Raw genomic sequence first — 25,833 nt, 5'->3', positions numbered from 1 at the left:
AACCGCCCCTGCGGCAGGCTTGCATGAAACAAACGACGCTTGTCGGGAGAGAGATACACAATGGCACTCATTAGCATGCGCCAGATGCTGGACCACGCCGCCGAGTTCGGCTACGGCGTTCCGGCTTTCAACGTCAACAACCTCGAGCAGATGCGCGCGATCATGGAAGCCGCCGACGCCACCGACTCTCCGGTCATCGTCCAGGCCTCGGCCGGCGCCCGCAAGTATGCTGGTGCCCCGTTCCTGCGCCACCTGATCCTGGCCGCCATCGAAGAGTTCCCGCACATCCCGGTGTGCATGCACCAGGACCACGGCACCAGCCCTGACGTGTGCCAGCGCTCGATCCAGCTGGGCTTCAGCTCGGTGATGATGGACGGCTCGCTGAAGGAAGACGGCAAGACCCCGTCCGACTATGACTACAACGTCCGCGTCACCCAGCAGACCGTGGCGTTCGCCCACGCCTGCGGCGTGTCGGTGGAAGGTGAGCTGGGCTGCCTGGGCAGCCTGGAAACCGGCCAGGCCGGCGAGGAAGACGGCGTTGGCGCCGAAGGCATCCTGGACCACAGCCAGATGCTGACCGACCCGGAAGAAGCCGCCGACTTCGTCAAGAAGACCCAGGTCGATGCCCTGGCCATCGCCATCGGCACCAGCCACGGCGCCTACAAGTTCACCAAGCCGCCAACCGGTGACATCCTGGCGATCGATCGCATCAAGGAAATCCACAAGCGCATCCCCAACACCCACCTGGTGATGCACGGTTCCTCCTCGGTGCCGCAAGAGTGGCTGGCGATCATCAATCAGTACGGTGGCGACATCAAAGAAACCTACGGCGTGCCGGTCGAAGAAATCGTCGAAGGCATCAAGTACGGCGTGCGCAAGGTCAACATCGACACCGACCTGCGCTTGGCCTCGACCGGTGCCATGCGTCGTCTGATGGCGACCAACCCAAGCGAGTTCGACCCACGCAAGTTCTTCGGTGAAACCGTCAAGGCCATGCGCGACGTGTGCATCGCTCGCTACGAAGCCTTCGGTACCGCCGGCAACGCCTCGAAGATCAAGCCGATTTCCCTGGAAGGCATGTTCCAGCGTTACGCCAAGGGTGAACTGGCCGCCAAGATCAACTGATCCGGCACCGTTCAACAAAAAAAGCCCGCAGTGATGCGGGCTTTTTTGTGCCTGCTGGTTTACGCGTCCCGTACGTCGCCTCTCCACCGCTTATACCGTTAGTCGGCTAACATCAATTCCGATGGCGTATAGCCATCTGCCTGCATTGCGTCTTCGGGTGCCGAGTCTAGAGTAACAATCGGATCCAATCACAAGTCGAAGTTGGACTTACCAAGAGAAGCAGCATGGATGGCGCTTATTCACAATCACCGGAAAGCAGCTCGGTGCTGCTGGTCGTAGACGACTATCCGGAGAACCTCATCAGCATGCGGGCCCTGTTGTCCCGCCAGGATTGGCAGGTATTGACTGCCAGTTCAGGGATGGAAGCCCTGAGCACCCTGCTCGCACACGAAGTCGACCTGGTCCTGCTCGACGTGCAGATGCCCGAGATGGACGGCTTTGAGGTGGCCCGCCTGATGCGCGGCAGCCAACGCACGCGGCTGACCCCGATCATCTTCCTCACCGCCAACGAACAGTCCGATGCCGCGGTGCTCAAAGGCTATGCCAGCGGCGCGGTGGACTACCTGTTCAAACCCTTCGACCCACAGATTCTCAAGCCCAAGGTCCAGGCCTTGCTGGAGCAGCAGCGCAACCGGCGCATGCTGCAGCGTCTGACCCGCGAACTGGAGTCGGCGCGGGCCTTCAACGCCTCGATCCTGGAGAACGCCGCCGAGGGTATCCTGGTGGTGGACGAGGCGGGCTGCATCGGCTTCGCCAACCCGGCCATCTCGCGCCTGCTCGATGCCCCGGTGGACAAGCTGCAGGGCGCGCACATGCTCGACCTGATCCAGCTACCCTGCGCCAACCTGTGGCATGAGTCGGACTTCTACCAGGCCTACCTGGGCCGGCAGATCTTCCGCGTGCACGATGCCCAGTTGCGCACCCTCGGTGGCCAGCTGGTGCCGGTGGCGCTGTCCTGCGCGCCGCTGCCCGCCGAGCAGAAGGCCATGGTGGTGACGGTGCTGGACATGTCGGTGGTGCGCAGCCTGCACCAGCAGCTCGAGTACCAGGCGGTCACCGACCCGTTGACCGGATTGCTCAACCGTCGTGGCTTCTACCAGGCCGCCGAGAGCGCGCTGCTGCGCAACGAGCGCTCGGACAAGGCCAAGGCCTTGATGTACATGGACCTGGACGGCTTCAAGCGGATCAACGACCTGCTTGGCCACGAGGCCGGTGACAAGGTCCTGCGCTGGGTGGCCGATCAGCTCAAGGAGTGCCTGGGCAGCGAGGCGCTACTGGCCAGGATGGGTGGCGACGAGTTCACCGCGCTGTTCGATGGCCTGCCGTACCCCGAGCAAGCCGGGCGCTATGCCGAGAAGCTGCTGGAGCGGATGTCGAGCTTCCAGCAGGTGGACGGCCTGGAGGTCAACCTGGGGGTGAGTATCGGCATCGCCACCTACCCTGACTGCGGCGCCAACGTGGAAGGCCTGCTGCGGGCGGCCGATGCCGCAATGTATGCGGCCAAGCAGGCCGGTCGCCAGCAGTACCGCTTCTACGACCAGGAGCTCAACGGCCGCGCCCGCTCGCGGCTGATGCTCGAGGACAGCGTGCGCACGGCCATCGAGCAGAACGACTTCAGCCTGGTCTACCAGCCCCAGGTGGCGTTCGCCGATGGCCGGCTGCGCGGCTTCGAGGCGCTGTTACGGTGGAAGCACCCGAGTGTCGGCGATGTGCCGCCCGGGCTGTTCATTCCCTTGTTGGAAGAGGCGCGCCTGATCAACCGCCTGGCCAGCTGGATCTATCGCAAGGGCGCCGCGCAACGCAATGCCTGGAGTGATCGATTCGGTTCGCAGCTGGTGCTGGGCATCAGCCTGAGCCGCGCCCAGTTCACCATGCCCGGGTTGGTCGATGAACTGGCCCAGGTGATCGACAAGCACCAGCTGCAGCCCGCCCAGTTGGAGGTGGAGGTGGCCGAGACGTCGCTGATGTACAACATCGACGCGGCGGTGAAGCAGGTGCACCGCCTGCGTGAGCTGGGCATACGCGTGGCGCTGGACGACTTCGGCGCCGGTGACTGCTCGTTGCGCATGCTGCGTGACCTGTCCATCGACACCCTCAAACTCGACCGTCATCTGGTCGCGCGACTGCCGGGGTCGGCGGCGGACATCGCCCTGGTGCGCAGCGTCATCGGCCTGTGCGCGGCCTATGACATCACGGTGATTGCCGAGGGCGTGGAGACCCAGGCCCAGGCCGAATGGCTCAAGGATGCCGGCTGCGCCTACGTGCAGGGGTTCCTGGTCGCCCGTCCGCTGACCGCCAGCGATGCCGGCAATTTCCCGGTGGTTTTCCCATGGGCGTCGTGATTGGCTAAACTCGCGTCTTCCCGTTCCGAACGCCTGCCATGACCGCCTTACGCTACCTGCAAGCCTACCCGCCGCACCTGCAGGAACAGGTGCGCCAGATGATCGCCAACGATCGCCTGGGCGACTACCTGCGCCAGCGCTACCCCGAGCGTCATGACGTGCAGAGCGACAAGGCGCTGTACGGCTATGCCCAGGAAATCAAGCAGCAGTACCTGCGCAGTGCGCCGCCGCTGGACAAGGTGTTGTTCGACAACCGCCTGGACCTCACCCACCGGGCACTGGGCCTGAACACGGCGGTGTCGCGGGTGCAGGGCGGCAAGCTCAAGGCCAAGAAGGAAATCCGCGTCGCCTCGTTGTTCCGCGAGGCAGCGCCGCAGTTTTTGCGCATGATCGTGGTGCATGAGCTGGCGCACCTGAGGGAGCGCGATCACAACAAGGCGTTCTACCAGCTCTGCCAGCACATGGAGCCGGACTACCATCAACTTGAATTCGACCTGCGCGTCTACCTGACCTATCGGGAACTGCCGGGCAATACCTGAGGGACAAGCACCCCATGACCACGGAAGTGAGCAAGACCCGCAGCAGCTTCTACCGCCGCCTCTACGTGGCCTGGCTGATCGACAGCCAGACCGCCACCAGCGTGCCGGCGCTGATGGAAGCGACCGGCATGCCCCGGCGCACGGCGCAGGACACCATCGCCGCCCTGGCCGACCTGGATATCGTCTGCGAGTTCGAGCAGCAGGCCGGGGCGCGCAACCATGCCGGGCACTACCGTATCCGCGACTGGGGAGCGATCGACAAGCAGTGGATCATCCAGCACCTGCGCCAGCTGCGCGAAGTGCTGGGTTATCCCTGACAGGCCATGTCCTCTGTGGGAGCGGCTTTAGCCGCGAAACAGACACCGCGCTGTATGGCACGGGCTGCGCCCGTGTTCGCGGGCAAGCCCGCTCCCACAGGGACTGCGCAAGTTTTCAGGTTTTGAGCAATACACCCAATTTTCAGGATGTTCCGATGTCTGCCAAGGCCACCAATACACGCTTCAGCAACTACGCCGCCATGGCCGATGGTGTCGCGACCCTGTTGTTCCCCCATGCCGAAGTGGTGGTCCACGACCTGCGCAGCCAGACGGTCGTGCATATCGCCAACAATATTTCCAGACGGCAGTTGGGCGACGACTCGGCGCTGGAGGATCTGCCGGGCGAGCTCAGCGCCACGACGCCGCTGGGGCCCTACGAGAAGCTCAACTGGAACGGTCAGAAAGTGCGTTCGATCAGCAGCGTCATGGTCGATGAGTCAGGGGCTGCCGAGGCGCTGCTGTGCATCAACTTCAACATCTCGGTGCTGGAGCAGGCCAAGCAGGCACTGGACCTGTTCTTCCAGGCCAGCCGCTTGCTGCCCCAACCAGACGTGCTGTTCCGTGATGACTGGCAGGAGCGCATCAACACCTTCCTGCATGCCTGGCTCAGGCAGCATGGCTTGAGCCTCGACGGGCTCAGCCGGGAGCAGAAACGCGAGCTGGTCGAGGCCCTGCACGGGGAAGGTGCCTTCCGCGACGGCGGTACGTTCGACTACGTGGCCAATATCCTCGGCATGGGCAGGGCGACGGTCTACAAGTATGTGAAGCTCGCTCGGGAGGCCTAGTTTCCAGGCTTGTGCTTGGTGGAAAAATATTCTACGGTGGATTTTTATTCCATTGTGCGTCGGCGCCTGCCTGTCGCTTTCCGAGGAGATTCCGCCCCATGCCTATCGACGATCTGGCGCTCGAGCAGCTGTACCAGTCCATTCTCCAGGCTCATCAGGCCCTGCGCCCGCAGGTGCCGGTCACCCCGCTTGCGCGCAGCCTGGCGCTCTCGGCCATGACTGGCTGCGACGTTCACCTCAAGTGCGAACACCTCCAGCAGACCGGTTCGTTCAAGTTCCGCGGCGCCAGCAACAAGCTGCGCCTGCTGGGCAAGGCGCAACGCAGCAGGGGGGTTATTGCAGCTTCCTCGGGCAATCATGGGCAAGGGCTTGCCCTGGCCGGTCAGCTGCTGGATGTGCCGGTGACGGTGTATGTCAGCGATGAAGCCTCGCCGGCCAAGATCGAGGCGATGCGTCTGCTGGGGGCGCAGGTGCAGGTCCTGGAGGTCGATTCGCTGGGGGCGGAGCAACTGGCTCGTGAGGAGGCTGGGTGTCAGAACAAGCCGTTCGTCTCACCTTACAACGATCTGGAGGTCATCGCCGGGCAGGGGACCATCGGCATGGAACTGTTCGAGCAGGCGCCGGACCTGGACGCGGTGTTCGTCGCGGTGGGTGGCGGCGGGATGGTCTCCGGCATCGCCACCGCACTGCACAAGCTGGCGCCGTCGGTGCAGATCATCGGCTGCTGGCCGGCCAACGCGCCGACCCTGCAACGCTCCATTGAGCAAGGCCGGATCATCGAGATGGATGAACTGCCGACCCTGTCCGACGGCACCGCCGGTGGCGTGGAGCCGGACGCGGTCACCTTGCCCATTTGCCAGCGCCTGCTGACGCGCACTGTGCTGGTCAGCGAGGACGAGATCAGGCAGGCCATGCGTGATGCCGCTGCTTGCGAGCGCTGGATCATCGAAGGCGCTGCCGCCGTCGCGCTGGCAGGCATGAAGCAGCTGGCCGGGCACTACCAGGGCAAGAAGGTGGCGGTGGTGTTGTGCGGGCGCAACATCCAGCTGGAGAAATACCTGGAGGCCCTCGCATGAAGATCCACGACCTTCAGGCGATCAAGGCCTGCCTCGACCTTGACGCGATCGAGCGGCGGCTGGTGGACGGTTTCAAGGCCTACAGTGCGGGTCAGGTGCAGGCCCCGCCGGTGCAGACTTTCCAGTTCCCCCAGGCCAATGGTGATTGCTGTATCAAGTCGGCGTATCTCGAAGGCGGCGAAACCTTCGTGGTCAAGGTCTCCAGTGGTTTCTACGACAATCCGGGTAAAGGCCTGCCCAGCAATGACGGCTTGATGCTGGTGCTGTCGGCCCGCACCGGTGAACCGTTGGCCTGGCTGGCCGACCAGGGTTGGCTGACCGCCGTGCGCACAGCCTTGGCCGGGCGCATTGTTGCCCGCCTGCTGGCGCCTCGCGAGGTCGAGGCCATCGGCATGCTTGGCACCGGTCTGCAGGCCCGCCTGCAACTGGAGTACCTGATGCCGCTGACGAACTGCCGCCAGGTGGTGGTCTGGGGGCGCAGTGCGCAGGGCCTGTCGGACTATCGTGAGCATGCCCGGGCGCTGGGCTTCAGCGTGCAGACGGTCGGGCAGCCGCAGGCTGTCGCGCAGGCGGCCAACCTGATCGTCACCACTACCCCGTCACGTGAGCCGTTGCTCAGGCGCGAGTGGGTTCGTCCCGGTACCCATATCACGGCGGTCGGCGCGGACTGCATCGGCAAGCAGGAGCTGGATGCGGCGCTGGTCGCTTCGATGTCGCGAATCATCGTCGACTCGCAGGCCCAGTGCGGTGCCTATGGCGAGGTTTCCCACGCGCTCAAGGCGGGGTTGTTCGAACCTTCGCGCCTGCTGGAGCTGGGCGCGGTGCTGGCCGGCCAGGGAACGGGGCGTCAGGATCAGCACGAGGTCACCTTGGCCGACCTGACCGGTGTCGCGGTGCAGGATACGCAGATTGCCCAGTGGGTCTTCGAACGCCTGCGCGGTTGAACGATGAAATTATCCACAGTCCGGCCAAAATAGAGGCAATTTGACAGTATTGTCGCGTGCTACAACGATCAGCCTTGTGTAGGCTCCCAGAACAGTAGTCGTTAAGATCGCCGTTACCGCGTGGGTTACCAATTGCGAAAGGACTTGAGCATGCGGCCACTGCTTTGCGTTCTTGGTTTGCTCGGGCTGTTGTGCGCGGGGCCTGCCCTGGCCCATGGCAAGTTGCGGCTGGTGGCCGACAGCTGGCCGCCTTTTACCGACACCAGCATGCCTGGTGGCGGCCTGGCCACCAGTATCGTCACCACGGCGCTGACCCGCGCCGGCTACGCCACCGAGTTCGAGGAGGTGCCCTGGGCCAGGGCGCTGATGGGCGTGGGCGAGGGGCGCTACGATGTGCTGATCAACGCTTGGTACAACAATGACCGTACCTTGATCGGCCAGTTCTCCGACGCCTACCTGGTCAACCGCATCCGCCTGCTCAAGCGCGAGGGTGAAGCGTTCGCCTATGCGCGCCAGTCCGACCTGTATCCCTACACCATCGCCGTGGTGCGCGATTACGCCTATTCCCCCGAATTCGACAGCGACGAGCGCCTGAACAAGGTGCTGGTGCGCAACTTCTCGTCCGCCGTGCGCATGCTGGCGGCCGGCAGGGTCAACCTGGCGGTGGAGGATGAGTACGTGGCGCGCTACAACCTGCAGCGCGAGCCGCAGCCGGTGCGGGAGGGGGTAGCGTTCGTCGACCCGCCGCTGAGCGAGAACAGCCTGCATATCCTGGTCAGCCTCAAACATCCCGAGCACCAGAAGATCGTCGCCCGCTTCGAGAAGGCCATCGCCACGATGAAGGCCGACGGCAGCTACGACCGGTTGCTGCGCCAGCATGGGTTCTGATCTTGTACCTGTGTTGATGCCTTCGCGGGTAAACCCGCTCCCACAGGTCGGGAGCCGTCTTCAGGTGCAATGCGTTCCCTGTGGGAGCGGGTTTACCCGCGAAAGGGCCGGTACAGGGGGCTGAATTTCAGGCTGGCTCACCTTCCTTGATCAAATGCCCCGCCAAGGTCCGCAACGGCCCCAGTTGCCGGCAGATCAACGCCAGTTGCGTCTGCACCAGCCGCTGATGCTCGTCCAGCTCCTCCGGCATCTGCTCCAGCGCATTGGCCAGGGCTTCCTCGGCATCGCTGTGGATCGCCACCGGCAAGCGCGCCGCCAGGCCATTGGCGATTTCGTCGAGGCTGCTGGCCAGGCTTCGCCCGGCGCCATCGATCAACTGCTCGTGGACCTCGGCCGGCAGCGCCGTGTCGCGGTGCGCCCCCAGCCCCGAGAGGTAGCTGAGCAAGGTGTGCGACAGCACCAGGAAGCGGAAGCCGACATCGGCTTCCTTACGAAAGTGCCCCGGTTCCATCAGCATGTTGGCCAAGGTGGTGGACAGCGCCGCGTCGGCGTTGTGCGCGTTGCGCCGGGCCAGGCGATAGGCCAGGTCGTCGCGCTTGCCGTGGGCGTATTGCTGCATGATCTGACGCAGGTACTCGCTGGCGCAGGCCAGGGTGTTGGCCAGCACCTTGTTCAGCCGCCGGCCTTGCCAGTCGGGCAGGAACAGGAACACCGCGAGAATGGCGATCAGGCTGCCCACCAGGGTATCGAACAGGCGCGGCAGGAACAGGCCGTAGCCATCGCCGATCTGGTTGAAGCAGAACAGCACCATCAGGGTGATCGCCGCCGTGGCCAGGGTGTAGCGGGTGGTGCGATTGACGAAGAACACCACCCCGGCGACCACCGCGAACAGCGACTGGATGATCGGGTTGGGGAACAGGTCGAACAGCGCCCAGCCCACGGTCAGACCGATGGCGGTACCGAAAATCCGCTGCACCAGTTTGCGCCGGGTTGCGCCATAGTTGGGCTGGCAGACGAACAGTGTGGTGAGGATGATCCAGTAGCCTTGAGTCGGGTGGATCAGGTGCACCATGCCATAGCCCACCGACAGCGCCAGCGACAGGCGCAGGGCGTGGCGGAACAGCAGAGAGGTCGGCGTCAGCTGGGTGCGCAGGCGTTTCCACACATCCTTGAGGTTGCGTGGCGAGCGGTCGAGCAGGCTGCTGTCGCTGGCATCGGCCAGGCTGTCCGGGTTGCTCGCGGCGCTGAGCAGTCGGTCCAGGGTGGCCAGGTTTGCCGCCAGCGCCCGCAGCGAGCGCAGCAGGCCGCGCCAGGCCGGGTTGCTCTGGATGCGCAGGTGCTCGAGCGAAGCATTGAGGTCTTCCAGGGCCTCGGGGTAGCCGCTGGCGAGCACAAAGGGCTGGCGCAGGCGGATCGAGCGGGCCAGCTCCTGGCAGGATGAGCCCTGCTTTCGCAGCAGGCGCTGGCAGCGGAACATCACGTCGCTGTGGAAAAAAGCCTCGGTCAGCGCATTGTAGGGGTAGTGCGAGGCACTGACCCGCTCATGGATGTCCTGGGCCAGGAAGTACAGCTTGAGGTAGCGGCTGACCTTGGAGTTGGGCTGGCTGTTGCCGACCCGGTGCAGGATGATTTCCTTGGCCGCGTTGAGCGCCGCCACCACCCTGCCGTTCTGCTTGGCCAGCTCCAGGCGCGTGGCCTCGACGTCGAGGGTACGCACCGGCTCGAACAGGCTGGCCTTGAGCTTGAGGTAGCTGCCCAGTTCAAAGAACAGCCTGGCCAGGCTCTGCTGCACCGGCTGGTTGGAGAACAGCGCCTGCCACAGCACCGACAGCAGCCCGTACCAGGCCGCCCCCGCCACCAGCAGCAACGGCTCGTGCCAGAAATCGCTGACTTCACCACCGCGCTGGTCGACGCCAATCATGGTATAGACCGACAGGATCAGCGTGGCCGAGGCGATCGCCCCGTAGCGTTCGCCCAGGGCGCCGAGCATGGTCAGGGAAAACGCCGCCAGGGCCAGGGCGACGGCGAAGATCCAGGGGTAGGGGAACAGCAGCTCGACCGACAGCGCGGCGATGGCAAAGCAGCCCAGGGTCACCAGCAGGGCGCTGAGCCGGCCTTGCCAGCCATCGTCGGTCTCGGCCAGGGCGCTGGCGATGATGCCGAGGAACAGCGGAATCAGCAGGCTCATCTCGTTCTGGTACCAGCACCAGGCCATGCTGCCGGTGAGGGCGATGGTCACGCGGATGGCGTAGCTGAACTTGTCTTGGCCCCACAGGCGACGCAATGAATGGCGGAACGAGCTCGATGACATGATGGCCCTGGGCTGAGATCGGTTGAATACCTTTGAGGCCGTTTGGGGCCGCTGTGCGGCCCTTTCGCGGCACAAGGCCGCTCCTACAGGAGATCGCGTCCCTCTGTAGGAGCGGCCTTGTGCCGCGAAAGGGCTGCGCAGCAGCCCCAATAAATGGCGCTCCAGCACAGACCAGCAAGAAGCGTTCCGTGCTGCTGAATGGATTCTACTCTACACGAACTGCGCCGCCGCGTTGGCCGAAGCCCAGGCCCACTGGAAGTTGAAACCACCCAGGTGCCCGCTCACGTCCAGCACCTCGCCGATGAAGTACAGCCCAGGGCTTTTCAGCGACTCCATGGTCTTGGACGACACCTCGCGGGTATCGACACCGCCCAAGGTCACCTCGGCGGTGCGATAACCCTCGGTACCAGCCGGGATCACCTGCCAGGCCGCCAGTTTTTCGGCGATCTGGGTCAATTCCGCCGGGGTGTACTGCTTCAGCGGTTTCGAAACGAACCACTGTTCGGCCAGCAGGTTGGCCAGCTTGCGGGTGAATACCTCGCCCAGCACGGTCTTCAGCTCGCTGTTGGGGCGCTCGACCTGCTGGCCCTGCAGCCACTCCAGCGCATCGCGATCAGGCAGCAGGTTGATCTCCAGCGTGTCGCCGGCTTCCCAGAACGACGAGATCTGCAGGATCGCCGGGCCGCTCAGGCCGCGGTGGGTGAACAACAGGTTCTCGCGAAAGCTTGTGCCATTGCAGCTGGCGACGCAGTCCAGCGAGGTGCCCGACAGCTCGGTGCACAGTGCCTTGAGCTGGGGCTCGGTGATGGTGAACGGCACCAGCCCGGCGCGGGTCGGCAGCAGTTCATGGCCGAACTGGCGGGCGACCTGGTAGCCGAAGCCGGTGGCGCCCAGGGTAGGAATCGACAGGCCTCCGGTGGCAATCACCAGCGACTGGCAGGCGAACGGGCCGGCGCTGGTCTGCAGGGTGTAGCCGCCTTCGGTCTTGTCGATGCGCTCGATGCTGGTGTTCATGCGCAGCTCGGCGCCGGCCTCGTCGCACTCGGCCAGGAGCATGTCGAGGATGTCGCTGGACTTGTTATCGCAGAACAGCTGGCCGAGCTTCTTCTCGTGGTACGGCACGCCGTGCTTGCACACCAGCTCGATGAAGTCCCACTGGGTGTAGCGGGCCAGCGCCGACTTGCAGAAGTGCGGGTTGTGCGAGAGGAAGTTGGCCGGCTCGGTATACATGTTGGTGAAGTTGCAACGCCCGCCGCCGGACATGAGGATCTTCTTGCCCGGCTTGTTGGCGTGGTCGAGCAGCAGCACCCGGCGCCCGCGGCGGGCGCTGAGCTGGGCACACATCAGGCCGGCGGCGCCGGCACCGAGGATGATCACGTCGGTGGAGTGCACGGTGGGTGGACCTTTGCAATTGGAGTTTAGTGTGTCAGGGCAGCGTGGGAGCGGGCTTGCCCCGCGATGGCGCCAGCAGGGGCAACATCATTGCCTGGCCTGGCGCTATCGCGGGGCAAGCCCGCTCCCACGGTACGGTCAACTAGTTAAACGATACGGACTTTAAGGGCACGACCCTTGATCTTGCCGCTGTTCAGCCGCTGCATCGCCTGCTTGGCCACCGCCCGCTCCACGGCCACGAACGCCACGAAATCGAAGATGGCGATCTTGCCCACCTGCTTGCCTGGCAACCCGGCATCGCCGGTCAGCGCGCCGAGGATGTCGCCCGGGCGCAGCTTGTCCTTGCGCCCGGCGCCGATGCACAGGGTGGTCATCGTCGGCAGCAGCGGCTCGCCGCCCTTGCTCTTGAGGTTGTCCAGCTGTTCCCAGCGCAGCGGCTTGTTCTGCAGGTCCTCGATGGCCTGGGCGCGGTGGCCTTCGGCAGGGGCCACCAGGCTGATCGCCACGCCCTTCTCACCGGCGCGACCAGTACGGCCGACGCGGTGCACGTGGATCTCGGCGTCACGGGCCAGCTCGACGTTGATCACCAGGTCCAGGCCGTCGATGTCCAGGCCGCGGGCGGCCACGTCGGTGGCCACCAGCACCGAGCTGCTGCGGTTGGCGAACATCGTCAGCACCTGGTCGCGGTCGCGCTGCTCCAGGTCGCCGTGCAGGGCCTGGGCGACGATGCCCTTGGCGGTCAGGTGGGTGACCAGGTCCTCGCACTGCTGCTTGGTGAAGCAGAACGCCACGCAGGACTGCGGGCGATAGTGGCCGAGCACGCGGGTCACCGCTTCCAGGCGCTGCTGCGGGTCGATCTCGATGAAGCGCTGTTCGATCTGGCTGTCGCTGTGCAGCGCCTCGACCTTGACCTGCTGCGGCTGGCGCATGAAGTCCTTGGCCAGTTGCTCGATGCCGGCCGGGTAGGTGGCGGAGAACAGCAGGGTCTGGCGGCGCGACGGGGTCTTGCCGATGATGCTGGCGATGGCGTCGAAGAAGCCCATGTCGAGCATGCGGTCGGCTTCGTCCAGGACCAGGGTGTTGAGACCGTCGAGCACCAGGGTGCCTTTGTCCAGGTGCTGCTGGATGCGCCCCGGGGTGCCGACGATGATGTGCGCGCCGTGTTCCAGCGAGGCGATCTGCGGGCCCAGCGAGACGCCGCCGCACAGGGTGAGGATCTTGATGTTGTCCTCGGCGCGGGCCAGGCGGCGTAGCTCCTTGGCCACCTGGTCGGCCAGTTCGCGGGTCGGGCACAGCACCAGGGCCTGGCAGCCGAAGTAGCGCGGGTTGATCGGGTTGAGCAGGCCGATGCCGAAGGCGGCGGTCTTGCCGCTACCGGTCTTGGCCTGGGCGATCAGGTCCTGGCCCTTGAGGATGACCGGCAGGCTCTGGGCCTGGATCGGTGTCATCGAGGCGTAGCCCAGGGCGTCCAGGTTGGCCAGCATGGCGGCGGACAGCGGTAGGGTGGCAAAAGCGGTGGTTTCAACGGTCACGAGGCGGGCCTGCGGTGCGAAGCGAAAAATGCCGCATAGTCTACCAGCCTCAAAGCCATTCGCCCTACGACTCGACGTGATGTTCCGGACGACGGGCGCGCCTTCCGTCCGTCGGCGCCAGTTGCAGGAAGATCGCCGCCGCCAGCATGGCCATCACGCCGATGGTGACGAAGGTCAGTTGGAACGCGCCCAGCGTGCTCTCCACGCCATCGCCGCTGCCGGCCGCGGTGAAACCGCCGAGCAAGGCGCCGGCGCAGGCCACGCCCAGGCTCAGCGACAGTTGCGCGACCACTGACAGCAGGCTGTTGCCGCTGCTGGCGCTGGCGTCGTCGAGGTCGATCAGCGTCACCGTGTTCATTGCCGTGAATTGCATCGAGTTGACCGCGCCCAGCAGCGCCAGTTGCCCCAGCAGCACGGCATAGGGCGTCTGCTCGTCGACCAGCCCCAGGCTGGCCAGCAGCAGGCCCAGCAGCAGGGTGTTGCCGGTCAGCACGATGCGGTAGCCCAGGCGCTCGATCAGCGGCCGGGCGATGGACTTGGCGAGCATCGCCGCCGCCGCCAGCGGGATCATGCTCATGCCGGCCTGGGCCGGCGAGTAGCCCAGCGCCACCTGCAGCAGCAACGGCACCAGGAAGGGCAGGGCGCCGCTGCCCAGGCGGGCGAACAGGTTGCCGAGAATGCCGATGGCAAAGGTCCGTACGCGAAACAGCGAGGGCGAGAACAGGGGCTCCGGGTCACGCCCGGCGCGCAGCCAGTAGGCGGCGAGGCAGGCCATGCCGGCGAACAGCAACAGCATCACCCGCAGGTGTGGCAGGTGCAGTTCGCCCAGGCCTTCCATGGCGATGGTGATCAGCACCATCGCCGCGCCGAACAGCAGGAAGCCCGGGCCATCGAAGCTGGTGCGTTCGGCGCCGCGCAGGTCGGGGATGAACTTCCACACGGCGTAGCAGCCCAGTGCGCCCACCGGCAGGTTGATCAGGAAGATCCAGTGCCAGCTGAGGATCTCCACCAGCCAGCCACCCAGGGTCGGGCCCAGCAGCGGGCCGAGCAGGCCGGGGATGGTGATGAAACTCATGATCCGCACCAGTTCCGAGCGCGGGTAGGCGCGCAGCACCACCAGGCGCCCGACCGGCAGCATCAGCGCGCCGCCCAGGCCCTGGATGACCCGGGCGAGGATCAGGAAGCCGAGGCTGTTGGCCATGGCGCACAAGAGCGAGCCGAAGCTGAACAGCAGAATGGCGCTGAAGAAGATGCGCTTGGTGCCGAAACGGTCGGCGATCCAACCCGAGGCCGGGATCAGCAGGGCCACGGTGAGCATGTAGGCGATGATCACCCCCTGCATGCGCAGCGGGTCTTCGGCCAGGGAGCGGGCCATGGCCGGCAGCGCGGTGTTGAGGATGGTGCCGTCGAGAGACTGCATGAAGAAGGCGATGGCCACCACCCAGGGGATCCAGCGGGCGGTGACGGGGTCCAGCGGGGCACGGTCGGGCATGAGATACCTCAGGCGAGTGTGGGACCCATTGTGGGAGGGGCTCGTAGGAGCCAGAGCGTGGGAGCGGGCTTGCCCCGCGATGCCGCTATCGCGGGGCAAGCCCGCTCCCACGCATGTTACAAGGTGAGGGTCAGCCCTTTGACCAACGCCCCCGGCAGATGACTCGACCCGGTGCTGCGCTGCCCGTAGGTGCTGGTCGAGAGGATCATCTCGCGCTCCTGGGTCAGGTCCTCCAGCTGGCTGCCCAGCAGGCTGTACAGGCTGTCGTCGAAGCGCATGGTGCTTACCGGCCCCTGGATCTGCCCGTTCTCCACCCAGAAGGTGGCGAAGCGGGTCAGCCCGGTCATGCGCGCCGCAGGCAGGTCCGAATAGTTCAGGTACCACAGGTTGCTGATGTACAGCCCGGTGCCCAGGCGCTCCAGAACCTCTGCGCCGGGCAGGTTGCCCGGGGCCAGGCTCAGCGCGCACGGCGACTCATGGCTGTCGGCGCCATTGGCCTCCTGGGCGAACTCGGCGGCGCTGCGGGCGCTTACCAGCCGCTCCAGCGCCCTGCCTTCACCGATCAGCAGCAGGTCGCGACGGGGCGAGCCTTCGTCGGAGAACGCCGGGCTCAGCGAGCCGCTGACCTGTTCACTGAAGCTCACCTGCGGGCTCAGTTGCGCATCGCCGTTGTACAGGCGCTGCAACGGGCTGTTGCCCGTGGCCAGTGCCTGCGCGGAGAAACCTCCCCAGCACAGCATCCCGGCGATTTCGTCCATCGCCGCCGGCGCCAGGTAGGCGCGGTAGCTGCCGGGCTTGAGGGTAATGGCCGGGCGCCCCAGGTGAGCCAGTTGTTCGCGAGCCTGGCGCAGGCGCGAGGCGAAGGCCTCGCCACTCCAGGCCTGCCCGGCATAGTTGGCCTTGACCGCCTGGCCGTTGGCGTGGAACAGGCTCCAGTCGAGGTTGAAGCTGTTGGCCTGGTGCCAGCCGAAGGCCCCGAAGGAGCTGGCGAAGCCCCGGCAGATGGGGCCGGCGGCGTAGATGCCGACCAGGTCCAGGTCACCTGCGTCGTGTTCGACCAGGGTCAGCACTTCATCCAGCTCGGGCAGTGGCTGCTCCAGCAGGCTGTGGCTGTGCCAGGCACGCTCGTCTAGGCTCAGGTACGGATCGACCGGCAGCAGCGGCAGGGTCTGACGCAGTTGCCCGAGGCCATCGTGCAGGCGCTGACGATCCAGTTCGGCGTCATCACCCAGGGTGATCTGCTGCTCTGCCTGGCGGCCGTCGCGGATCAAGCGCACTTGCACGCTGGCCTGGCTGACCAATCCAGCCTGGCGCACTTGGGCATGGTTGAAGCGCACGAACTGCGAGTGCTCGGCGCTGTAGCCCAGGGTGAACTGCTCGCCCGGTTGCAGCGCATCGCGCAAGGCGCCGAGCAGGTCCTCGAAGCGTTGTTGATAGGTGCTCATCAGGCGTCCCCTCCGAATACGTCGATCTGGCGGAACACGCAGGCCGGCGAGGCGTGGCCGACCCGCACCACCTGGTTGGGTTCACCCTTTCCGCAGTTGGGCGTGCCGAGTACCTGGAAGGTGCTGCGATCGCCGACCGCCGACAGGTTGCGCCAGAAATCGGCGGAGATGCCCCTGTAATTCGGGTTTTTCACCACGCCCTTGAGCTCGCCGTTCTCGATCAACTGGCCCCATTCACAGCCGAACTGGAACTTGTTGCGGGCGTCATCGATGGACCACGAGCGGTTGGTGCGCATCAGGATGCCGTTTTCGATGCCGCCGATCAGCTGCGCCAGCGACTGGTCGCCCGGCTCGATGTTGAGGTTGGCCATGCGGTCGATCGGCGCGCGGTTCCAGCCGCAGGCGCGGCTGTTGGCGACGCCGTCCAGGCCCGAGCGCAGCTGCGACAGCGCGCCGCCGAGGGGGCGCACCAGCAGGCCGTCGCGGATCAGGAACTGCTTGCTGGCCGGGGTGCCGTCGTCATCGAAGCTGTAGCTGGCCAGCTCCTCGCGAAGGGTCGGGTCGAAGGTCACGTTGAGTAGCTTCGAGCCGTATTGCAGATGGCCGAAGTCGCCGGCTTTGACGAAGCTGGTACCGGCGTAGTTGCGCTCATCGCCCAGGATGCGATCCAGCTCCAGTGGATGGCCGATGGACTCGTGGATCTGCAGCATCATCTGGTCGGGCATCAGCAGCAGGTCGCTCCGGCCGCTCGGGGTATTGGGTGCCAGCAGCAATTGCAGCGCCTCGTCAGCCACGCGGCGGGCCGCGCCGACCAGGCCGCAGCGCTCGATCACCTCGAAGCCGCCCTGCTGGCCGAAGTTCTCCCGGCCCAGGCTGCGGCTCTGGCTGTCCTGGCCGTCGCTGGCGGTGACGCCCAGGCCCGGGTAGACGAAGCGCTGGGCATGGCGCAGCTCGGCGCCGGCGGAGTTCAGGTAGGTCTGCTCGACCACGCTGATGCCAAGGCTAGCCTGCCAGTCCACCAGGCGTTCGTCACGTGGCACGCTGGCCGATTCGGCGGCCAGCAGGTCCAGGCAGTCGGCGAGGTTGGGCAGGGGCTGTTCGAAGTTGGGCGAGACATGGTCGTGGCGCCCGTCCGGGGCCGGCTGGCCGCTCAGGTCGAGCAGGCTGCTGGCCTTGATCCGCCGGGCCAGCGCCTCGGCCTGCTCCAGGGCGCGTTGCAGCCCGGCCTGGGACAGGTCGGCGGTGGCCGCGTAGGCCTCGACGCCCTCCACCCGCACGGTGAGCATGGCGCCTTCGTCCTGGCTGAAGAAGGGCGGCTCGGCGACGTTGCGCCGTACCGACAGTGACTGGTGCGATTGTTTCACATGGCGAAGCGAGAACAGTTCGGCCGTGCTGCGCAGCGCGGCAAAGCGGCGGCGCAGCAGGGTGCTGGAGTCGAACATCGGAAACCTCCGTGTGTGCGGTGGTTCCCCCTAGAACCACCCCTCTTGCATCGCGAGGCAGGTGTCGTCGCGGGCCTCGAGCAAAGCGAGGTCATTATGGCAGCCCGGCACCTCCCAGGTGAGGAAATAACGCGCGGCCTGGAGCTTGCCCTGATAGAAGTCGCGGTCGCTGCCCTTGAGCAGGCCGACCTCGGCATGAATGGCCTGCTCCAGCCAGCGCCAGCCGATCACGCAGTGGCCGAACACCTTGAGGTACAGCGCCGAGTTGGCCAGCGCGCCGGCGACCTTGCCGGCGGCCAGGTCGCCGAGCAGGGCGAGGGTCACGCTTTGCAGGCGATTGACCAGGTGCTCCAGGGGCTGGCGCAACGGATCGAGGTTCGGGTGATGGCTGGCGCGCTCGCAGGTGCCGGCGATCAAGCGGATCAGTTGCTTGAGCCCGGCGCCGTTGTTCTGCGCCAGCTTGCGCCCGAGCAGGTCGAGGGACTGGATGCCCTCGGTACCCTCGTGGATCGGGTTGAGGCGGTTGTCGCGGTAGTACTGCTCTACCGGGTATTCGCGGGTGTAGCCGTGGCCGCCAAGGATCTGGATCGCCAGTTCGTTGGCTTTCAGACAAAACGCCGAAGGCCAGGACTTGACGATGGGCGTGAGCAGGTCGAGCAGTTCCAGGGCTTGCCGGCGTGCCTCTGCATCCGTGGCGGTATGGGTGTCATCGAATAGCCGGGCCGCGTACAAGCCCAGGTCGAAAGCACCCTCGACGTAGGCCTTCTGTGCCAGCAGCATGCGTTTCACATCGCTGTGCTCGATGATCGGTACGGCGGGGCTGTGTGGGTCCTTGTTGTCCGGCAGTCGGCCCTGTGGACGTTGGCGGGCGTAATCCAGTGAATAGAGGTAACCGGCATAGCCCAGCATCACCGCGCCCATGCCGACGCCGATGCGCGCCTCGTTCATCATCTGGAACATGCAGGCCAGGCCCTGGTGCGGTTGGCCCACCAGGTAGCCGACGCACTGGCCGTTGTCCCCGAAGTTAAGCGCGGTGGAGGTGGTCCCGCGCCAGCCCATCTTGTGGAACAGCCCGGCCAGCAGCACGTCGTTGCGTGGCCCCAGGCTGCCGTCGGCGTTGACCAGGTACTTGGGCACGATGAACAGCGAGATGCCCTTCACCCCGGGCGGCGCGTCCGGCAGCTTGGCCAGGACCATGTGCACGATGTTCTGCGAAAGCTCGTGGTCGCCGCCGGAGATGAAGATCTTGTTGCCCTTGAGCCGGTAGGTGCCGTCGCCCGCGGGTTCGGCGCGGGTGCGGATATCGGCCAGCGACGAGCCAGCGTGGGGTTCGGTCAGGGCCATGGTGCCGAAGTAGCGGCCCTCGATCATCGGTTGCAGGAACAGGCGTTGCTGTTCGTCGCTGCCGAAGCTCTCGATCAGGTTGGCCGCGCCCATGGTCAGGAACGGGTAGGCCGTGGTGCCGGCGTTGGCGGCCTGGAAGTGGGCGAAGCAGGCTTGCGATACCAGGCTGGGCAGCTGCATGCCGCCGACTTCGAAGTCGCGGTTGGCGTTGAGGAAGCCCGCTTCGAGGAAGGCGTCGACCGCAGGCTTAACGTCCGGGATCAGCTCGGCGCGGCCGTCCACGTAGCGCGGCTCGTTTTCGTCGCCCTTGCGGTTGTGCGGGGCGAAGTACTTTTCGGCAATGGTGCGGGCGGTGGTCAGCGCCGCGTCGAAGGTCTCGCGGCTGTGCTCGGCGAAGCGTGGGCGCTGGGTCAGGGCCTCGGCGTCGAGGACTTCGTAGAGTTCGAAGGCGAGGTTGCGGCTGCTGAGGAGTTGCTCGGACATGGCGGCATTCCTGGTTCGGGATGCAGCGAGTCTAGGCAAGGTAATAGGGCAGGGGACAGGTTAATTGGTTTGGGTGATATGGGTTTAGAAGGCTGTGTTTTCGGGGGGATTAGGTGAGGGCTGCCAGGTGTTCGTCGAAAGCTCTTCAGCGCCTATGAGATCGAGCGCCGCCCGCGCGGCGCATCGCTGGCAAGCCAGCTCCCACAGTTTGTTTCGGGCCAATCATTCCTGTGAAAGTACCGGCGCCTGCCTTGGCGCATGTCTTGAGTCATGCGGAGCGGCGGCAGCGCCCACACTGAAACCGTGTCGTACCAACAAGGCGGACAGTGATGAATTCGCAGGAGTAACTGGCCCGAAACAGATGTGGGAGCTGGCTTGCCAGCGATGCGCCGCGCGGGCGGCGCTCGATCTCATAAGCGCCAGAAGCCTCTCGGCGAACACCTGGCAGCCTCCCCAAGACCTAGAAATGAAGGGCCCCAGAAACGTTTTGGCAGCGCGCGAGGAGATCAAAGCCTGAAGCCTGAAATACAGGGAAACATGCCGAAAAAAGAGGAAATGGGTTTTCTCTTATATCGATACTGATATGGATTTAATCTCGCAACCGAGGCAGGGCGGCGAGCCTCGAAAAGTTTAGCCGTAAGCCGGTGGCGTCCGGCCTGGCTTCATTTGTGACTGAGATTGGTGGCGAGGGATACAGAATGACAAACGAACGCTCCACTTCGGTATGGGATGCGCTGTTCGACTCACCCGAAGAGGCCGAGAACCTGCGGCTTCGGGCGACGCTGATGCGGGTATTGACCAAGATTGTCCGATCCTGGGATCTGCCGCAGAAAGACGCAGCACGGCGACTGCATCTGACTCAGCCACGCTTGAGTGACTTGCTCAATGGCAAGATAGACAAGTTCTCGCTGGATGCTCTGGTGAATATCCTGGCGAACGCCGATCTGGAAGTCGATTTTACGGTGAAAAAGAAATCGGCCTGATGGCTGCTTTGGCCTCAAATTAATCGCAGCTTTCCAGTCGCACCTATGGCTCGAATGGCCGAGCCGCAGTGCGTTTCCTACGCAGATTCCAAGACTTTCCCTATTCCATGTAGTCCAATTCCCAAACATACTCCCAAGCCCTTTCAAGCCATTGCGGCGCTCTGGGTTGGCCTCTAGTCTCGGACGGTCGCTGCAAAATCAGCGACCGACTTTGACAGGTCGATTATCAAGAGCTTACTCAACGGCTTTGCCCTTTATGGCGGCTGTATGTGGGGCACTTCGCGTGCGCCGGGGTTTTGCTCTTGCTGACCGGTCTGTCAACCCATGTACAGCTGCCACCTTCTTGTTTGACAGCAACGGGTGGTGGTCCCACTTGATCAGCAAGAGGTAGCTATGTTGAAGATTGTCCCCGATCCACCCCACAACCCTCATTCCCTCGAAGACACCCTCATCCAGGCCACCGAGTACGCCCTGTGCGCCTTGACCGTGGCCCATCACGCCGTACAGCTCAAACCCAGGTCGCCGGCTGCCGTGTTGATGATGGCGTCGATGCATGAAATGGAATCGCTGCGTGTGTTGCTCGAAGCGGCGTTGATCCAGGTGCAGATGCCGGCGCAGGCGCCCACATTGCACTAGGTCGCGTGCCTGGTCGGGCCCTTTCGCGGGTAAACCCGCTCCCACAGGTTCAGCTGTGCCTTGGAGCCAGCGCCGTACCTGTGGGAGCGGGCTTGCCCGCGAAGAGGCCCGCACAGGCACCGACCCTTTCAGGGAGAAAAACCATGACCACAGGCAACATCCCCACCACCGTCGGCAAGACCAAGTTCTACCAGGGCGAAGGCATGACCGACCCGCTGTTCTGCATCGAGCCCGGCATCCCCTGCCAGCACGCCCGCGACCAGGCCTCGGAGCTGATGGGCTGCGCACGCGACCTGACCATCACCGGGATCATGGAGGAAAAGCCCCAGTTGCTCTGGGCGTCGTATTACCTGAGCGCCCTGGCCAAGGCATTGATGGATGATGCCGAACTCGGCATGAAACACTGAGATTTGTGCAGTCAGTGCCGGCCTCTTCGCGGGTAAACCCGCTCCCACAGTGGTCACCTGTGCCTTAAGGCCCGCGCTGTACCTGTGGGAGCGGGTTTACCCGCGAAGAGGCCCGCGAGGGGCTAATAAAAAAGGAGAGCCTGAGCTCTCCTTTTCCGTTCAACGACTGTCAGCGTCAGCCGATGGTCATCAGGCTGGCGTTACCGCCCGCCGCCGCGGTGTTAACACTCACCGCCCGCTCGATCACCAGGCGTTCCAGGGCGATCTGGTGATCGCCGCTCGACAGCCCGTGCACGCCGACGATCGCGCCGGCACGCTTGGCCACCTGCTCGCAGACGCCGCGCAACTGGTCGGAGTGACCGTGGTGGATGACCGCGTCGAAGGCCACCTCGTCCTTGCTCCAGTCGGCCACCAGCTTGATCTTCGCCTGCAGCTCCTTCGGCAGACGGCCGCGCACGGTCTTGGCCGGCTCGCCGTCCTGGAACACCGCCGAGCTACCCACGGCCAGTACCGCCGCCAGCTGGGCCAGCAGGTCGGCCTCGTTGTCGGCCAGGCACAGCACGTGCTCGCGTGGCAGCACGCTGTAGGTGTTGCGCTCGCCGGTCGGGCCTGGCAGCACGCGGGTGATGCCGCTCTGCGACTGCTCGGCGAACTGCTCGCACAGCGCGGCCAGGTCGCTCATCTGGCTGCTGGCCGCCCAGGTCTTGAGGGTGGTCAGCGGCTTGAGCTGCTGGTCGCGCAGGGTGGTGTCGGCCTGGCTGCGCGCATCGTCGGCCTGGAAGTGGCGGGCGATGGCGTCGGCCGGGCGGGTCGACAGCAGGCGGTACAGGTACAGTGGGCCACCGGCTTTCGGGCCGGTGCCCGACAGGCCTTCACCGCCGAACGGCTGCACGCCGACCACGGCACCGACGATGTTGCGGTTGACGTACATGTTGCCGGCGTTGACGTTGTCCACCACCTTGGCGATGGTCTCGTCGATGCGGGTGTGCACGCCCAGGGTCAGGCCGTAGCCGGAAGCGTTGATCTGCTCGATCAGCTGGTCCAGGTCCTTGCGGTTGTAGCGAACCACGTGCAGCACCGGGCCGAAGATTTCACGCTTGAGCTCGTCGAAGCTTTCCAGTTCGATCAGGGTCGGCATCACGAAGGTGCCGCGCTTGATTTCCTCGCCTTCGGCGATGGCCACCTGGTAGACGGTGCGGCCTTTGTCGCGCATGCCCTGGATGTGCTTCTCGATACCGGCCTTGGCTTCGGCGTCGATCACCGGGCCGATGTCCACGGACAGGCGCTCCGGGTTGCCCAGGCGGCTTTCGGCCATGGCGCCCTTGAGCATCTCGATCACGCGGTCGGCGGAGTCTTCCTGCAGGCACAGCACGCGCAGGGCCGAGCAACGCTGGCCGGCACTGTCAAAGGCCGAGGAGACCACATCGATCACCACCTGCTCGGTCAGCGCCGAGGAGTCGACGATCATGGCGTTCTGGCCGCCGGTTTCGGCGATCAGCGGGATCGGGCGGCCCTGGTTGTCCAGGCGACCGGCAATGTTGCGTTGCAGCAGGCGGGCAACCTCGGTGGAACCGGTGAACATCACGCCCTTGACACGCTCGTCACCGACCAGGCCGGCACCGACGGTTTCGCCCTGGCCTGGCAGCAGTTGCAGCACGCCTTCGGGAATGCCGGCTTCCAGCAGCAGGCGCACGGCCTGGGCGGCGACCAGCGGGGTCTGTTCGGCCGGCTTGGCCAGTACCGGGTTGCCGGCAGCCAGCGCCGCGGCAACCTGGCCGGAGAAGATCGCCAGCGGGAAGTTCCACGGGCTGATGCACACCACCGGGCCCAGCGGGCGGCAGCTGTCGTTGCGCAGGTCGTTGCGTGCCTGCACCGCGTAGTAGCGCAGGAAGTCCACGGCCTCGCGCACCTCGGCGATGGCGTTGGCGTAGGTCTTGCCGGCTTCGCGCACCAGCAGGCCCATCAGCGGCTGGATGTCGGCTTCCATCAGGTCGGCGGCGCGTTCGAGGATCGCGGCGCGCTCGGCCGGCGGGGTGGCCTGCCAGATCGGCGCGGCGTTCAGCGCGCACTGGATGGCGTTGTCGACGTCGGCGACGGTGGCTTCCTGCACATGACCCACGACATCGCGGTGGTCGGCCGGGTTGAGCACCGGCGCGGCCGGCTGCTCGCTGGCGGCGCAGCCCAGCAGCGGGGCGGCTTTCCAGTCGTTGTGGGCGGTGGCCAGCAGGGCGCAGGACAGCGACGCCAGGCGGTGTTCGTTGGCCATGTCGATACCGGCCGAGTTGGCCCGCTCGCTGCCGTACAGCTCACGCGGCATCGGGATGCGCGGGTGCGGCAGGCCGATGCTGCCCTCTTGGGTGCCCATGCGCTCGATGCTGGCGACCGGGTCGGCGACCAGTTCCTGGATGGAGATCGAGTGGTCGGCGATGCGGTTGACGAACGAGGTGTTGGCGCCGTTTTCCAGCAGGCGGCGGACCAGGTAGGCCAGTAGGGTCTCGTGGGTGCCGACCGGCGCGTACACGCGGCACGGACGGTTCAGCTTGCCCTCGGAGATCTTGCCCACGACTTGCTCGTACAGCGGTTCACCCATGCCGTGCAGGCACTGGAACTCGTACTGGCCCGGGTAGTAGTTCTGCCCGGCGATGGTGTAGATGGCCGACAGGGTGTGGGCGTTGTGGGTGGCGAACTGCGGGTAGATGGCTTCTGGCACGGCCAGCAGCTTGCGGGCGCAGGCGACGTAGGACACGTCGGTGTACACCTTGCGGGTGTAGACCGGATAGCCTTCCAGGCCCTCGACCTGGGCGCGCTTGATCTCGCTGTCCCAGTAGGCGCCCTTCACCAGGCGGATCATCAGGCGGTGACGGCTGCGCTTGGCCAGGTCGATGACGTAGTCGATCACGTACGGGCAGCGCTTCTGGTAGGCCTGGATGACGAAGCCGATACCGTTCCAGCCGGCCAGCGACGGCTCGAAGCACAGGCGCTCGAGCAGGTCCAGCGACAGCTCCAGGCGGTCGGCTTCCTCGGCGTCGATGTTCAGGCCGATGTCGTACTGCTTGGCCAGCAGGGTCAGCGACAGCAGGCGCGGGTACAGCTCGCTCATCACGCGTTCGTACTGGGCGCGGCTGTAGCGTGGGTGCAGGGCCGAGAGCTTGATCGAGATGCCCGGGCCTTCATAGATGCCACGGCCGTGCGAAGCCTTGCCGATCGAGTGGATCGCCTGCTCGTAGGAGGCCAGGTATTTCTGCGCGTCGTGCTCGGTCAGCGCGGCTTCGCCGAGCATGTCGTAGCTGTAGCGGAAGCCCTTGGCTTCGAACTTGCTGGCGTTGGCCAGGGCCTCGGCGATGGTCTCGCCGGTGACGAACTGCTCGCCCATCAGGCGCATGGCCATGTCGACGCCCTTGCGGATCATCGGCTCGCCGCTCTTGCCGATGATGCGGGTGAGCGAGGAGGTCAGGCCGGATTCGTTGTGGGTGCTGACCAGCTTGCCGGTCAGCAGCAGGCCCCAGGTGGCGGCGTTGACGAACAGCGACGGGCTGTTGCCCAGGTGCGGCTGCCAGTTGCCGGTGCTGATCTTGTCGCGGATCAGCGCGTCACGGGTACCCTTGTCGGGGATGCGCAGCAGCGCTTCGGCCAGGCACATCAGCGCCACGCCTTCCTGGGACGACAGCGAGAACTCCTGCAGCAGGCCCTGGACGATACCGGCACGGCCACCCGCGCTCTTCTGGTTGCGCAGCTTGTCGGCCAGGCTCGCGGCCAGCTTGTTGGTGGCTTCGGCCTGGGCGGCCGGCAGGCGTGCCTGCTCCAGCAGCATCGGCACTACTTCCTGCTCGGGGCGGCGGTAGGCGGCAGTGATCGCCGAGCGCAGTACCGACTGCGGCAGGATGCTTTCGGCGAACTCCAGGAAGCACTGGTGGGCGTGGTCGGCGGCGACTTCGCCGGCGTCATCGCCAGCGGCGGCATGGCCGTTGAGGTCGTTCAGGGTGGCGCCACCCTCGAGCTTCTCGAGATAGTTGAAGATCGCTTGCTTGATCAACCAGTGCGGCGTGCGGTCGATGGATTGCGCAGCTGCTTTGAGTCGCTCACGGGTCGGGTCGTCGAGTTTGACCCCAAGGGTGGTCGTCGCCATTTCTTATCCTCGTTATTGGTCACGGATGTGGCCTAAGCTGAAGGCAAGATTAGCCTGTAGGACAATTCGGGTGCAACCGGGTGCAACCCGAAATCTTCGCGGTAAAGGTGCAACTCGTCTGAAGGTTGTTTCCTTACAGCCGAAACGGTCTTTTTTGCTGCTTTTGCTTATTTAAAACGCTGTGTTTGCTCCGAAAAGGAGCAAAAAAGGGGCTTTATCCGAAA

At 65.2% G+C, this 25,833-nt stretch carries 19 protein-coding genes; 11 read left to right on the top strand and 8 right to left on the bottom strand.

The features are described from left to right. Nucleotides 1-60: 60 nt before the first annotated feature. The 8 genes from fba (at nucleotide 61) to ACZ899_RS16895 (ending at nucleotide 8,016) form a co-directional block, all read left to right on the top strand. A complete protein-coding gene (gene fba, locus ACZ899_RS16930; RefSeq protein WP_232856288.1) occupies nucleotides 61-1,125 on the top strand; it encodes a class II fructose-bisphosphate aldolase in 1,065 nt (354 codons plus the stop codon). A 224-nt stretch (nucleotides 1,126-1,349) separates the two neighbouring features. Further along, complete coding sequence (locus ACZ899_RS16925; protein ID WP_234562764.1) at nucleotides 1,350-3,467, top strand: putative bifunctional diguanylate cyclase/phosphodiesterase; 2,118 nt, start codon at nucleotides 1,350-1,352, stop codon at nucleotides 3,465-3,467. Nucleotides 3,468-3,505: 38 nt separating this feature from the next. Next, the gene (locus tag ACZ899_RS16920; protein ID WP_234562763.1) at nucleotides 3,506-4,006 is read left to right on the top strand and encodes a M48 metallopeptidase family protein; all 501 of its coding nucleotides are present in this window, start codon (nucleotides 3,506-3,508) and stop codon (nucleotides 4,004-4,006) included. Nucleotides 4,007-4,020: 14 nt separating this feature from the next. Beyond that, nucleotides 4,021-4,323 carry a winged helix-turn-helix domain-containing protein gene (locus ACZ899_RS16915; RefSeq protein ID WP_028688318.1) on the top strand — a complete coding sequence of 101 codons (303 nt, stop codon included), beginning with the start codon at nucleotides 4,021-4,023 and terminating at the stop codon, nucleotides 4,321-4,323. Nucleotides 4,324-4,478: 155 nt separating this feature from the next. Next, the gene (locus ACZ899_RS16910; protein WP_234562762.1) at nucleotides 4,479-5,108 is read left to right on the top strand and encodes a helix-turn-helix transcriptional regulator; all 630 of its coding nucleotides are present in this window, start codon (nucleotides 4,479-4,481) and stop codon (nucleotides 5,106-5,108) included. A gap of 98 nt (nucleotides 5,109-5,206) precedes the next feature. Beyond that, nucleotides 5,207-6,184, top strand: coding sequence for a threonine/serine dehydratase (locus ACZ899_RS16905; RefSeq protein WP_203648240.1), 978 nt, complete (start codon nucleotides 5,207-5,209; stop codon nucleotides 6,182-6,184). Beyond that, nucleotides 6,181-7,128 (top strand): ornithine cyclodeaminase family protein, encoded by a 948-nt coding sequence (locus ACZ899_RS16900; RefSeq protein ID WP_234562761.1) that lies wholly within the window; start codon nucleotides 6,181-6,183, stop codon nucleotides 7,126-7,128. Before ACZ899_RS16905 ends, ACZ899_RS16900 begins: the two co-directional genes overlap by 4 nt. A gap of 150 nt (nucleotides 7,129-7,278) precedes the next feature. After that, nucleotides 7,279-8,016: a substrate-binding periplasmic protein gene (locus tag ACZ899_RS16895; protein ID WP_234562760.1), complete on the top strand. Its 738-nt coding sequence runs from the start codon at nucleotides 7,279-7,281 to the stop codon at nucleotides 8,014-8,016. A 127-nt stretch (nucleotides 8,017-8,143) separates the two neighbouring features. Here the strand turns inward: ACZ899_RS16895 and yccS are convergent, their stop codons facing one another. From yccS to ACZ899_RS16860, 7 genes are all read right to left on the bottom strand, one after another. Further along, nucleotides 8,144-10,327, bottom strand: coding sequence for a YccS family putative transporter (gene yccS / locus ACZ899_RS16890; protein ID WP_234562759.1), 2,184 nt, complete (start codon nucleotides 10,325-10,327; stop codon nucleotides 8,144-8,146). A 210-nt stretch (nucleotides 10,328-10,537) separates the two neighbouring features. Then, nucleotides 10,538-11,719, bottom strand: coding sequence for a BaiN/RdsA family NAD(P)/FAD-dependent oxidoreductase (locus ACZ899_RS16885; protein ID WP_234562758.1), 1,182 nt, complete (start codon nucleotides 11,717-11,719; stop codon nucleotides 10,538-10,540). A gap of 146 nt (nucleotides 11,720-11,865) precedes the next feature. Beyond that, nucleotides 11,866-13,203 carry an ATP-dependent RNA helicase DbpA gene (gene dbpA, locus ACZ899_RS16880; protein ID WP_231845326.1) on the bottom strand — a complete coding sequence of 446 codons (1,338 nt, stop codon included), beginning with the start codon at nucleotides 13,201-13,203 and terminating at the stop codon, nucleotides 11,866-11,868. 112 nt (nucleotides 13,204-13,315) lie between these two features. Continuing rightward, nucleotides 13,316-14,743: a multidrug transporter subunit MdtD gene (gene mdtD, locus ACZ899_RS16875; protein WP_234562757.1), complete on the bottom strand. Its 1,428-nt coding sequence runs from the start codon at nucleotides 14,741-14,743 to the stop codon at nucleotides 13,316-13,318. Between the two features lie 116 nt (nucleotides 14,744-14,859). Further along, nucleotides 14,860-16,188, bottom strand: coding sequence for a TldD/PmbA family protein (locus ACZ899_RS16870; protein WP_234562698.1), 1,329 nt, complete (start codon nucleotides 16,186-16,188; stop codon nucleotides 14,860-14,862). Beyond that, nucleotides 16,188-17,630, bottom strand: coding sequence for a TldD/PmbA family protein (locus tag ACZ899_RS16865; protein WP_234562697.1), 1,443 nt, complete (start codon nucleotides 17,628-17,630; stop codon nucleotides 16,188-16,190). Before ACZ899_RS16865 ends, ACZ899_RS16870 begins: the two co-directional genes overlap by 1 nt. A gap of 30 nt (nucleotides 17,631-17,660) precedes the next feature. Beyond that, on the bottom strand, nucleotides 17,661-19,457 hold the full coding sequence (locus ACZ899_RS16860) for an acyl-CoA dehydrogenase (RefSeq protein WP_234562696.1): 1,797 nt from the start codon (nucleotides 19,455-19,457) through the stop codon (nucleotides 17,661-17,663). 698 nt (nucleotides 19,458-20,155) lie between these two features. Between ACZ899_RS16860 and ACZ899_RS16855 the strand changes: the two genes are divergently transcribed. The 3 genes from ACZ899_RS16855 to ACZ899_RS16845 all read left to right on the top strand — a co-directional run bounded on the left by ACZ899_RS16855 (nucleotide 20,156) and on the right by ACZ899_RS16845 (nucleotide 21,483). Further along, the gene (locus tag ACZ899_RS16855; protein ID WP_234562695.1) at nucleotides 20,156-20,440 is read left to right on the top strand and encodes a helix-turn-helix domain-containing protein; all 285 of its coding nucleotides are present in this window, start codon (nucleotides 20,156-20,158) and stop codon (nucleotides 20,438-20,440) included. 393 nt (nucleotides 20,441-20,833) lie between these two features. Next, nucleotides 20,834-21,076: a hypothetical protein gene (locus ACZ899_RS16850; RefSeq protein ID WP_046854291.1), complete on the top strand. Its 243-nt coding sequence runs from the start codon at nucleotides 20,834-20,836 to the stop codon at nucleotides 21,074-21,076. A gap of 143 nt (nucleotides 21,077-21,219) precedes the next feature. After that, on the top strand, nucleotides 21,220-21,483 hold the full coding sequence (locus ACZ899_RS16845) for a DUF3077 domain-containing protein (RefSeq protein ID WP_234562694.1): 264 nt from the start codon (nucleotides 21,220-21,222) through the stop codon (nucleotides 21,481-21,483). Between the two features lie 175 nt (nucleotides 21,484-21,658). On the opposite strand, the gene putA is transcribed toward ACZ899_RS16845, so the two are convergent. Continuing rightward, nucleotides 21,659-25,609, bottom strand: a complete 3,951-nt coding sequence (gene putA, locus ACZ899_RS16840) for a trifunctional transcriptional regulator/proline dehydrogenase/L-glutamate gamma-semialdehyde dehydrogenase (RefSeq protein ID WP_234562693.1) — start codon at nucleotides 25,607-25,609, stop codon at nucleotides 21,659-21,661. Between the last annotated feature and the right edge of the window lie 224 nt (nucleotides 25,610-25,833).

The sequence above is a fragment of the Pseudomonas sp. TE31087 genome (assembly GCF_057284075.1).
The sequence above is the reverse complement of the archived record's forward strand: the minus strand, read 5'-3'. Positions and strand labels throughout refer to the sequence as shown.

Excerpts from the sequence above, each read along its gene's own strand:
- fba (WP_232856288.1), top strand. The coding sequence starts at position 61 with ATGGCACTCATTAGCATGCGCCAGATGCTGGACCACGCCGCCGAGTTC.
- ACZ899_RS16925 (WP_234562764.1), top strand. The coding sequence starts at position 1,350 with ATGGATGGCGCTTATTCACAATCACCGGAAAGCAGCTCGGTGCTGCTG.
- ACZ899_RS16920 (WP_234562763.1), top strand. The coding sequence starts at position 3,506 with ATGACCGCCTTACGCTACCTGCAAGCCTACCCGCCGCACCTGCAGGAA.
- ACZ899_RS16915 (WP_028688318.1), top strand. The coding sequence starts at position 4,021 with ATGACCACGGAAGTGAGCAAGACCCGCAGCAGCTTCTACCGCCGCCTC.
- ACZ899_RS16910 (WP_234562762.1), top strand. The coding sequence starts at position 4,479 with ATGTCTGCCAAGGCCACCAATACACGCTTCAGCAACTACGCCGCCATG.
- ACZ899_RS16905 (WP_203648240.1), top strand. The coding sequence starts at position 5,207 with ATGCCTATCGACGATCTGGCGCTCGAGCAGCTGTACCAGTCCATTCTC.
- ACZ899_RS16900 (WP_234562761.1), top strand. The coding sequence starts at position 6,181 with ATGAAGATCCACGACCTTCAGGCGATCAAGGCCTGCCTCGACCTTGAC.
- ACZ899_RS16895 (WP_234562760.1), top strand. The coding sequence starts at position 7,279 with ATGCGGCCACTGCTTTGCGTTCTTGGTTTGCTCGGGCTGTTGTGCGCG.
- yccS (WP_234562759.1), bottom strand. The coding sequence starts at position 10,327 with ATGTCATCGAGCTCGTTCCGCCATTCATTGCGTCGCCTGTGGGGCCAA.
- dbpA (WP_231845326.1), bottom strand. The coding sequence starts at position 13,203 with ATGCTGGCCAACCTGGACGCCCTGGGCTACGCCTCGATGACACCGATC.
- mdtD (WP_234562757.1), bottom strand. The coding sequence starts at position 14,743 with ATGCCCGACCGTGCCCCGCTGGACCCCGTCACCGCCCGCTGGATCCCC.
- ACZ899_RS16870 (WP_234562698.1), bottom strand. The coding sequence starts at position 16,188 with ATGAGCACCTATCAACAACGCTTCGAGGACCTGCTCGGCGCCTTGCGC.
- ACZ899_RS16865 (WP_234562697.1), bottom strand. The coding sequence starts at position 17,630 with ATGTTCGACTCCAGCACCCTGCTGCGCCGCCGCTTTGCCGCGCTGCGC.
- ACZ899_RS16860 (WP_234562696.1), bottom strand. The coding sequence starts at position 19,457 with ATGTCCGAGCAACTCCTCAGCAGCCGCAACCTCGCCTTCGAACTCTAC.
- ACZ899_RS16855 (WP_234562695.1), top strand. The coding sequence starts at position 20,156 with ATGACAAACGAACGCTCCACTTCGGTATGGGATGCGCTGTTCGACTCA.
- ACZ899_RS16850 (WP_046854291.1), top strand. The coding sequence starts at position 20,834 with ATGTTGAAGATTGTCCCCGATCCACCCCACAACCCTCATTCCCTCGAA.
- ACZ899_RS16845 (WP_234562694.1), top strand. The coding sequence starts at position 21,220 with ATGACCACAGGCAACATCCCCACCACCGTCGGCAAGACCAAGTTCTAC.
- putA (WP_234562693.1), bottom strand. The coding sequence starts at position 25,609 with ATGGCGACGACCACCCTTGGGGTCAAACTCGACGACCCGACCCGTGAG.